The 8,279-nt window shown below is 37.0% G+C and carries 9 protein-coding genes and 3 pseudogenes; 6 read left to right on the top strand and 6 right to left on the bottom strand.

All coding sequences use genetic code 11. The annotated features are described in order from the left end of the window. Nucleotides 1-60: 60 nt before the first annotated feature. A pseudogene (locus tag B9T24_RS17165) lies at nt 61-249 on the bottom strand (roadblock/LC7 domain-containing protein); the annotation flags it as partial. A 514-nt stretch (nt 250-763) separates the two neighbouring features. Between B9T24_RS17165 and B9T24_RS13425 the strand changes: the two are divergent. Then, a pseudogene (locus tag B9T24_RS13425) lies at nt 764-1,556 on the top strand (IS982 family transposase). Nucleotides 1,557-1,623: 67 nt separating this feature from the next. Here the strand turns inward: B9T24_RS13425 and B9T24_RS17160 are convergent. Next, nucleotides 1,624-1,723, bottom strand: a pseudogene (locus tag B9T24_RS17160) (hypothetical protein); the annotation flags it as partial. A 151-nt stretch (nt 1,724-1,874) separates the two neighbouring features. On the opposite strand from B9T24_RS17160, the gene B9T24_RS13420 reads away from it, so the two are divergent. Then, nucleotides 1,875-3,911 carry an Ig-like domain-containing protein gene (locus tag B9T24_RS13420; RefSeq protein ID WP_086166229.1) on the top strand — a complete coding sequence of 679 codons (2,037 nt, stop codon included), beginning with the start codon at nt 1,875-1,877 and terminating at the stop codon, nt 3,909-3,911. 154 nt (nt 3,912-4,065) lie between these two features. Here B9T24_RS13420 and B9T24_RS13415 read toward each other — a convergent pair whose 3' ends face one another. Continuing rightward, a complete protein-coding gene (locus B9T24_RS13415; RefSeq protein WP_086166228.1) occupies nt 4,066-4,491 on the bottom strand; it encodes a beta-lactamase hydrolase domain-containing protein in 426 nt (141 codons plus the stop codon). Next, nucleotides 4,484-4,819, bottom strand: coding sequence for a TIGR01244 family sulfur transferase (locus B9T24_RS13410; RefSeq protein ID WP_086166227.1), 336 nt, complete (start codon nt 4,817-4,819; stop codon nt 4,484-4,486). The genes B9T24_RS13415 and B9T24_RS13410 overlap by 8 nt, the downstream gene beginning before the upstream one ends. Before the next feature lie 125 nt (nt 4,820-4,944). On the opposite strand from B9T24_RS13410, the gene B9T24_RS13405 reads away from it, so the two are divergent. From B9T24_RS13405 to B9T24_RS13395, 3 genes are read left to right on the top strand one after another with little or no spacing between them, the layout of a single operon-like run. Continuing rightward, nucleotides 4,945-5,841 (top strand): alpha/beta hydrolase, encoded by an 897-nt coding sequence (locus B9T24_RS13405; protein ID WP_086166226.1) that lies wholly within the window; start codon nt 4,945-4,947, stop codon nt 5,839-5,841. Further along, nucleotides 5,842-6,279, top strand: coding sequence for a thioredoxin TrxC (trxC, locus tag B9T24_RS13400; RefSeq protein WP_004650296.1), 438 nt, complete (start codon nt 5,842-5,844; stop codon nt 6,277-6,279). Further along, a complete protein-coding gene (locus tag B9T24_RS13395; protein ID WP_413772579.1) occupies nt 6,260-6,697 on the top strand; it encodes an acyl-CoA thioesterase in 438 nt (145 codons plus the stop codon). The genes trxC and B9T24_RS13395 overlap by 20 nt, the downstream gene beginning before the upstream one ends. An 82-nt stretch (nt 6,698-6,779) precedes the next feature. Here B9T24_RS13395 and B9T24_RS13390 read toward each other — a convergent pair whose 3' ends face one another. Continuing rightward, complete coding sequence (locus tag B9T24_RS13390) at nt 6,780-7,280, bottom strand: DUF4442 domain-containing protein (protein WP_074947392.1); 501 nt, start codon at nt 7,278-7,280, stop codon at nt 6,780-6,782. Nucleotides 7,281-7,312: 32 nt separating this feature from the next. Further along, nucleotides 7,313-7,801, bottom strand: a complete 489-nt coding sequence (locus B9T24_RS13385) for a YajQ family cyclic di-GMP-binding protein (protein ID WP_086166225.1) — start codon at nt 7,799-7,801, stop codon at nt 7,313-7,315. Nucleotides 7,802-7,892: 91 nt separating this feature from the next. On the opposite strand from B9T24_RS13385, the gene B9T24_RS13380 reads away from it, so the two are divergent. Continuing rightward, the gene (locus B9T24_RS13380) at nt 7,893-8,207 is read left to right on the top strand and encodes a rhodanese-like domain-containing protein (protein ID WP_004650292.1); all 315 of its coding nucleotides are present in this window, start codon (nt 7,893-7,895) and stop codon (nt 8,205-8,207) included. The last annotated feature ends 72 nt before the right edge of the window (nt 8,208-8,279 follow it).

Here is an 8,279-nt window from a genome sequence, read left to right as displayed (position 1 = left end):
GAAGTTGATAAATCAAATATTAGGGGGGAGTAAAAATACTCAAGAACTCCAGCACCTTTATTATGAAGCTTCTTGCTGTATTAAATTACTGCTATTTTTTAGCATGTATAATAATTGCCCTAAAAGAATATCTTTCTCTGCTAAAGCAATAATAATCATCGGATGAGTCGCAGAAGGAACAGAGGTTAAGATAGCCTTGCCATTTTCTGCATCTAGAGTGATCGATTGGCAACCATTTAAGTGGATTTCTAAATTGTAAATTCCAGCATTACGTTGAATCTTAAACTAAGTCTTTTACCGCTATTTCGATACCGCTTTGAAAGTCTTAAATACACGAAATACATGCTCAATACCTATTATTTTTACTACGAAGGTTCATTATCTGTAACTATACCTAAGCAGAGAGATTCTATTTTACCCATTGGACATCTGTATGTATTTATCTTGTGGTTATAAACTTGGGATAATAATTATCTAATGCTCAATAGATCCTAATAGAAGTTAGTAATATTTCGAATTTGATATCTAATTTTTGACTTAGTTCTGTTTGAGCGAGATTTTGAAGATTAGAGCTGATCAAAACCAATTTTATACCTAAACGTTGTATTGCTTATGCAAGTTAGATTTTGATAATTCTACTAACCTGAGTTTGACATAAAAAATAAATGAAAAAAGCCTTAGCATCTGTAACATCTTGGTTACCAAGATAAAAAATTTCAGAGCAAGGCTTTTTTTCATGGATTATATTACCTAATTATTTTGTATTTTGGATGAATTCTGCAAAAATTTTAATGAATCTTTAGAGAGAGCTTTAATTTCTGATCAAAAAATTAGCTTTAAGTTTGTCTGAAGCGATGACTATTGTCATTTTATTTCATAAATCTGGGTTTAGATTTTTCAAATATTTTTATTGCCAAATGATCGTTCCATGTTGGAAATCAGCTTTCCCAAGCTTTTTAGCTACAACCGCTTTATTGAAATTATACCACGTTGCCTACAAGCTTTAAGTCGTTTCTTCCATCAAGTTAAAGGAGAAGATACAGGGATCTATATTATTGATTCAACTAAATTGGTCGTTTGCCATAATCTTCGAATTAAAAGACACTGTGTATTTAAAGCCTTAGCTGGTCGTGGGAAAAGTAGTACAGGTTGGTTTCATGGATTTAAAGTACATCTAATTATCAATAATTTAGGTGAAATTATTAATCTCAAAGTTACATCAGGAAATGTTCATGATGTTGCTTTACTTGAATCTTTAACGAAAGAATTAAAAGGCATTTTACTGGGAGATAAAGGCTATTTGAGTAAAGCAAAAGCTAAAGCTTTAGCAGCAAGGAGGCTAAAACTATTGACTCCATTACGCAAGAATATGAAAAATAATTGATTTACAAGAGAGGATTAATCGAAACACTGAATGATCAGTTAAAAACTTGCATCAACTTGAACATTGACGTTATCGTTCGGTCAATAACTTTATGGTGAATATTATGGCTGTTGTAGTGGCTTATTGCTTAAATCCAAATAAGCCAACTTTCCAGAATATGCTAAAAGGTTAAAAATATTTCGTCGAACTCAGGTTGCTTTACTTGACATACATCTTATGCGAGCACAAGTGGTATCCTATGAGTCTTCATTAATAATAAGAATATTTTTAGTGTTTTAAGACTTCTTTATATGCTGAAATACCTACTGTACCAGCACCGATGCTAATGATGTTATACATAAAGTATTAATTAGTATAAAAATAATTTCAGATTAACACAGCAAAACATTTAACATGCTTTTATTTACATAAAGCAACTTCTATGGTTACATATCCGAGATTGAAAAATTAGATTATAACTCGAGCATCTAGAGGTTTTTGGGGAATTAAAATGAATAAAAAACAAGTCAGTTTGAAACTTACTACTGTCGCATTAGCGATTTTATTGGCAAGTTGTGGTGGTGGTGGTAGTGAAGGATACTTTAATACAGGTAGTGGAAGTAACTCTTCTAGTGGGTCGAATGGATCAACAAATACATCAAGCACAGAATTATTATCTATAGCGCAGAGCAAAAGTAGTTTAAATGCTGGTGGTCAAGATACCTTAACATTAACCATTCGTACACTTGATAAAAGTGGTGGTGTAATTTCAAATGCAAATGTTAAAGTTGAAATTAAAGATGCTCAAACAACTGGGGCAAGTCTTAGTACTTCAACTAATTTAGTAAGTAATACCAGTGGAATTATAACTACAGATATTAGCTTAGTTAATTCAACACTAAGTCAACGTATTAATAGAACTATTACTGTTATTGTTTCTTCAGGTTCTGCAAAACAGGAAATAGAAATCCCTGTAACAGGAACGTCAGTTGCAATTACCTCGGATGTAAATTTACTTGAGGTAGGAAATAATGCAAGTATCACTTTAACCGCAGTAGATGCTGTTGGAAATCCTTTAATAGGTGCAACAGCAAGCTTACTTGATAGTACTGGTAATCAAGTTGGAGCAACACTTACAACAAATGCAGCGGGGAAAGCTATTTTCCAAGTGCCATATAACACTGTATTTGCGCAAGCCAATCATAAATTGGAATTGACTGGAAAAATTACTGTTTCAACAGGAAATCAATCAGTTAGCAATCTTTTAACAACGGATTTCGTTACATTAATTGCTAATGTCTCAAATAATGTGCTTGAACCTGTATCGAACTTAAACCCAGTTGGTGTTGGTGAAGTTAAGCCTATTACTGTTCAAATAAATGCTACGTCACAAGCAGCATTACTTGGGAAAAGTGTAAATTTTGACACAACGAATGGTACAGTTTCTCCTGCAACAGCTACAATTACAAATGTTCGTCAAGAAAATGGTCAATGGGTAGGGAATGCAACTACTAATTTGACTGGTGCAATTGCTTCTATCGCGACGGTGTCTGCTCAGTTTGGTTCCAATGTGATTTATATTGCGCAAAAAATCAGTGCTGGAGCTCCTGAGACTATTTCGCTTCAATCTGAAGCAAGTGTTTTAGCTCCAAAAGCAAATACTAAAGTTATTGCATTGGTAAAAGATAAAAATGGTTCTCCAGTTCCAGGTGTATCAGTTAAATTTACAACATTAAAAGATACATCATCGAATGGCAGTTTATCTCAACCATCTGCTGTAACGGATAGTGCTGGACGAGCTACAGTGATTTATACTGCAGGTGATGCTCAGACTCTGGGGGGAGGAGTTGAAATTCAAGCATCGACTGGTACTGCAGTAGCGCCTCAACCTGTTTATTCACCAAATCTATTATTAACAGTTGCAACTCAGTCTGCTTTTATCACAGTAGCTCAGAACCATCTAGTTTTAAAAGAAGCGAATGATAATACGAATTACTATAAGGAATTTACGGCCTCTGTTGTAGATACCGCAGGAAATCCGATTGCTAACAAAACAATTAGTATCTCTTTAGATTTGGTAAGTTTCTATAAGGGACGTTTTAATTGGGTTCGAGATTATGCTTATGGACAAGGTCCAGATGGTCTATGGGCATGGTTCTCTTCTTTGCGTTGGTCTCGTGACTACATGACATATGAGAATAGTGTTTCTAAACGTATTACAACGTTTATTGAGTGCCCTTCAAATGAATTCCCAAATCCTATAGCAATTTTGGGGAAAAATAATTCTATTTTGGGAACAAATACTACCTTTACTACGGATTCACAAGGTAAATTTGATTTCAAAGTTCGTTATGGTCGTAATTACTCAAATTGGTTACGTGTGAATATCAATGCATCAACAACTGTTTCAACTAAAGAAAATTTAACAGCATTATCGTTTACACCTCCTGTTGCAGATGCTGATGTGGATGATGTAGACGGTAAATGGCGACCAGATGATGCTAGCCCATATGGTACTGATTATTCAACGTGTAATAATTATAAATAATTTGTATCTTAAATAAAAAACAGCGCTTCGGCGCTGTTTTTTATGACAGTAAATGTTCTAAATTGAAGTCCCGACACTTACGCCAACTGTAGGTCTAACATTCATAGAACTACAGCCGCTGATTGTGAGTATACATAAAAAGACAATTAAAATTTTATTCATTGAGCAAGCCTTGAGATTTAGCCTGATTAAATAATATGCTCGAGCGAGAACCACTGCGGCAGACCATCAGGATTGGTTTTGGTAGCTCATTATAATATTTTGCAAATTCAGTCACGTCTGTTTGAGAAATTTTACCGCTTAGTATAGGTTGGTAAATCACACTGACTTGTGACTGTTCAGCAATTTGGCGCAATTGAGCCACTGAAACAGTATTCCCTTGTTCCTGATCAGGGCGGTTGATAATCACCGATTTAAAACCAGCTTTGATCAGTTGTTGGAATTTATCTGTTGTCATTTGACCTGCAACACTGACTTGTGCATTTAAAGTTTTACTTAAAACATCATTCTGAGCAAATAAATCAGCTGAGCAGGTCAAACACAAGCAATATAAAAGCGTTGATAAAACGCGTTTAGTCATCTAATAAATCCATTTGTTTGGCAAGCTGGTATAAATTATTTGAACGGTTACCTGTACGGCAGAACATCAAAACGGGTTTAGGCAGTTCATTAAAATGATTGGCAAATGTACGTACATCAACTTCGGTAATTTGACCCGCAACAACAGGTTGATAAACATAATCTAAACCAGCATTGCGTGCAGACTCTTCAATTTGAGCACTGGTTGGTTGTTCTGGGCCACCTTCCATATCTGGACGATTGTTAATAATCGATTTAAAACCTTTCTCAACAACTTGTGCTACGTGTTCTGGGCTAATTTGACCTGCAAAGCCGACATTTTCAGTCATTCTGTCACTCCATAATTCGCTAAATAGATTTATGCTTTATGATAGCATTAAGCTTAAACTCGAGTTTAAGCTGTTAAATTTTTTTATAAACGATTACAACCATAAAATAAAGCAATGGAGCGCGTATGCATTCCTATACAGTTGAACCGCTGTATGTAAAAAGTGGGCAAGAAGTGATTGCTGCAGATTTTTACCGTCCAAAAACTGAAAATAAGCCCGCTGTCATTATTATGGCACATGGTTTAGCTGCTTTACGCCAGTTTAAATTGGTTCAATATGCCAAGCGTTTTGCTCAAGCCGGTTATGCCGTGGTGCTGTTTGATTATCGTTATTGGGGCGGAAGTACAGGTCGTCCACGAGAGTTGGTATCGCTGACATCGCAATTAGAAGATTGGCGAACCATGATTGCGCATATTTTAGAACGAAAATCGATTGATACCCGACGGATCGTACTTTGGGGAACCTCGCTAAGTGGGGGCTATGCTTTGAATTTGGCTGCGGAATTGAAAAATGTTCAAGCAATTATGGTTCAAGTGCCTTTTGTTGATGGAACCGAAAGTGCCAAGCTTTATTCTTTACAGCAACTCCCGAAAGCATTAAAAATATCCAGTCAGGATTATATGGGTGCGAAAGTCGGCATGTCTCCAAAAACCTTAGCTGTGGTGGATAAAACTGGCTTATGTTTTATGCCGACAGCAGATAGTTATGATGGATATTTATCGATTGTAAATCCAGATTATTTTTGGAGTGGCGAGATTCCAGCACGGGTCTTTTTCAATTTAATTCGCTATCGGCCAATTCAGGATGCTCGTAATATTAGTGTTCCTGTACTCTTTATTGCTTCGAAACAAGATAGCTTGATTCCAATTGAGTCCAGTCGTGAGACGGCAACCAATATTGCGCCTTTTGTGCAATATCATGAGTGGGATATGCAACATTTTGATATTTATCATGGTCAATGGTTTGAAAAAGCGATATCAACCCAATTAGAATTTTTACATCAACATATTGGAGTGAATTAAATGATTATTGTCTGTCCTTCGTGTAGTGCAAAAAACCGAGTGCCTGAAGATAAACTAGAAGTAAATCCAAGCTGTGGTCAATGTCATCAAGCCCTTATTCCTTTGGCACCGATTGAGTTAAATGAGCAAAATTTTAGTCATTTCATCGCCAATAGCGACTTGCCTGTTTTTATTGATTTATGGGCAGAATGGTGTGGCCCTTGTAAGATGATGGCACCGCATTTTGCACAAGTTGCTGCACAAAACCCCAAAGTGATTTTTGCAAAAATTAACACTGAAGAATCGCCTCGACTCAGTAGTGCGTTTAATGTGCGCAGTATTCCCACCTTAGTTTTAATGAATAAAACCCATGAAATTGCTAGAATAAGTGGTGCGTTACGATCTACAGAGCTACAACAGTGGCTAGATCAACACTTAAATGCCAAAACAGGAAGCTAATGTGTCAGATACTCATGTAAAACCAGAGGGAACGCTTTCCCTGCAAACCATTGCGATGCCAGCAGATACCAACTGGAGTGGCGATGTCTTTGGTGGGTGGATTGTTTCACAAATGGACTTGGCCGGTGCAATTCATGCAGAGCGTTTTAGTAAAGGACGTTGCGCAACAATTTCGATTAATCAAATGACTTTTTTGGTTCCTGTCAAAGTCGGTGATGTGATCAGTTGTTACACCAAAATTTTAAAAGTGGGCAATACCTCCATTCAAATGCAAATTGAAGTCTGGGATAGCCATGACAGCTCACGTGAGCCGATTCGTGTGACGGAAGGGGTATTTACTTTTGTTGCAGTCGATGTGAAAGGTGGTAAGCGTCAAATTCCAGAGGATGTAAAACAAAAATATTTAGCATCTCAGTGAGCAAAGTAACTTAGCCGAATTAATTTAGCCATAAAAAAGCCCAATCATGATTGGGCTTTTTTGTCGATTGATTTTGAACCAATCATTTTTTTAATTGTGATTTAGCCACCCAAGCCCAAAGCATTTCACATTGAATCGGTTCTTGATTGGTTTCATCTGTGACGACCACAGAAACGAGGGTTTCACCTTTTTCAGAACTTTGCATTAACTTTTGCTGCTCATCTGTTAATGTGGCAACTGCGGTCATTGCGCCTTTAGATGGGCGTTTAAAATCGACTTTTAAACTTTTGATTAACACAATACAAGAGTCAGGGACATTCATTCCCGTGACGAAGCCTGTTGCTGTTTCCGCAAGCAGTGCCATCGCACAGGCATGAACTTGTCCAATATGATTTTGCATTGCGCGATGGTTTTCGATTTTCACCACCACTTTGTCGTGGCTCACTTCGAGGTAGCGAATATTTGCGCTCCCCACCATTGGTACGATACGACCAAACGCTTTGCTCCACAGCGTACTGCGGATTCCTTTGGGTAATTTAGCGGTTGCTTTTACCAGTTTTGATAAACGATTGGTCGCTGTCATGAAGTTCCTCGAATTTTTATTGCATCAATGCATTAATCTTTGAAATTATTAAACTGTAAAGGCACACCAAATTGCTGTTCTTTTAAGAACGCCATGGTTTGTTGCAAAGTATCGCGTTTTTTATCTGTCACACGAATTTTGTCACCTTGGATAGATGATTGCACCTTCACACCACTTTCTTTAATGGCTTTATTAATTTTTTTTGCGGTATCTGAGTCAAGACCATCTTTCAGTTTAATCACTTGAATCACATTTTTACCTGAAGCGGTCATTTTTTGCGGATCAAGTGCTTGAATGTCAACTTTACGCTTAAAGAAATGATTTTCCAGCATGGTATACACTTGCTCACATTGGAAATCACTTTCGGCACTGATTTTGATTTCTTTATTTTTTTCACTGAGTTCAATAGAAACGTCTTGACCGCGGAAGTCAAAACGGGTCGCAATTTCTTTTTGCGTGTTTTGAACGGCATGATTTACTTCAAAAATTTCTAATTCAGAGACAATATCGAAAGAAGGCATGGTTTAGACCTTTACAAAGGGAAAGAATATCTGAGATGCTAGGGATGTTTTCTTCATTTGCCAAGTGTTGTTTACATCAAAGGAGTGCACAATGATCCGTAAACAAGAAATTACAACATTTGAGTTCCCAGAAAATGCAATTATCTGGGATGTTCGTGATACAAAAGCTTTCGCTGAAGGTCATGTTAAAGGTGCTGTAAATCAGCCCATTGATGACTTGGGTGCAGTGAGCTTAACTCAAGTGGAGTCGGATCAGCCCATTTACATTTTATGTGGTGGCGGTAGTAAAGCACCACGTGCTGCTGAAAAGTTAGATAGCTTAGACAGTTCACGTGAGTATGTTGTATTGATGGGTGGCACTCGTGCTGCACGTGATGCAGGCTTCCCTTTAGAACAGGGCGCTTAAGAAAAAGCGCCGTAAGGCGCTTTTTTAATGGTTAAAAAATTAATTCCCCTTTTTTTGAAAGCGGGATTTTTT

The organism is Acinetobacter sp. ANC 4654, from assembly GCF_002135425.1.
Taxonomy (GTDB): domain Bacteria; phylum Pseudomonadota; class Gammaproteobacteria; order Pseudomonadales; family Moraxellaceae; genus Acinetobacter; species Acinetobacter kyonggiensis.
This window is presented reverse-complemented; position numbering and strand designations above follow the sequence as displayed.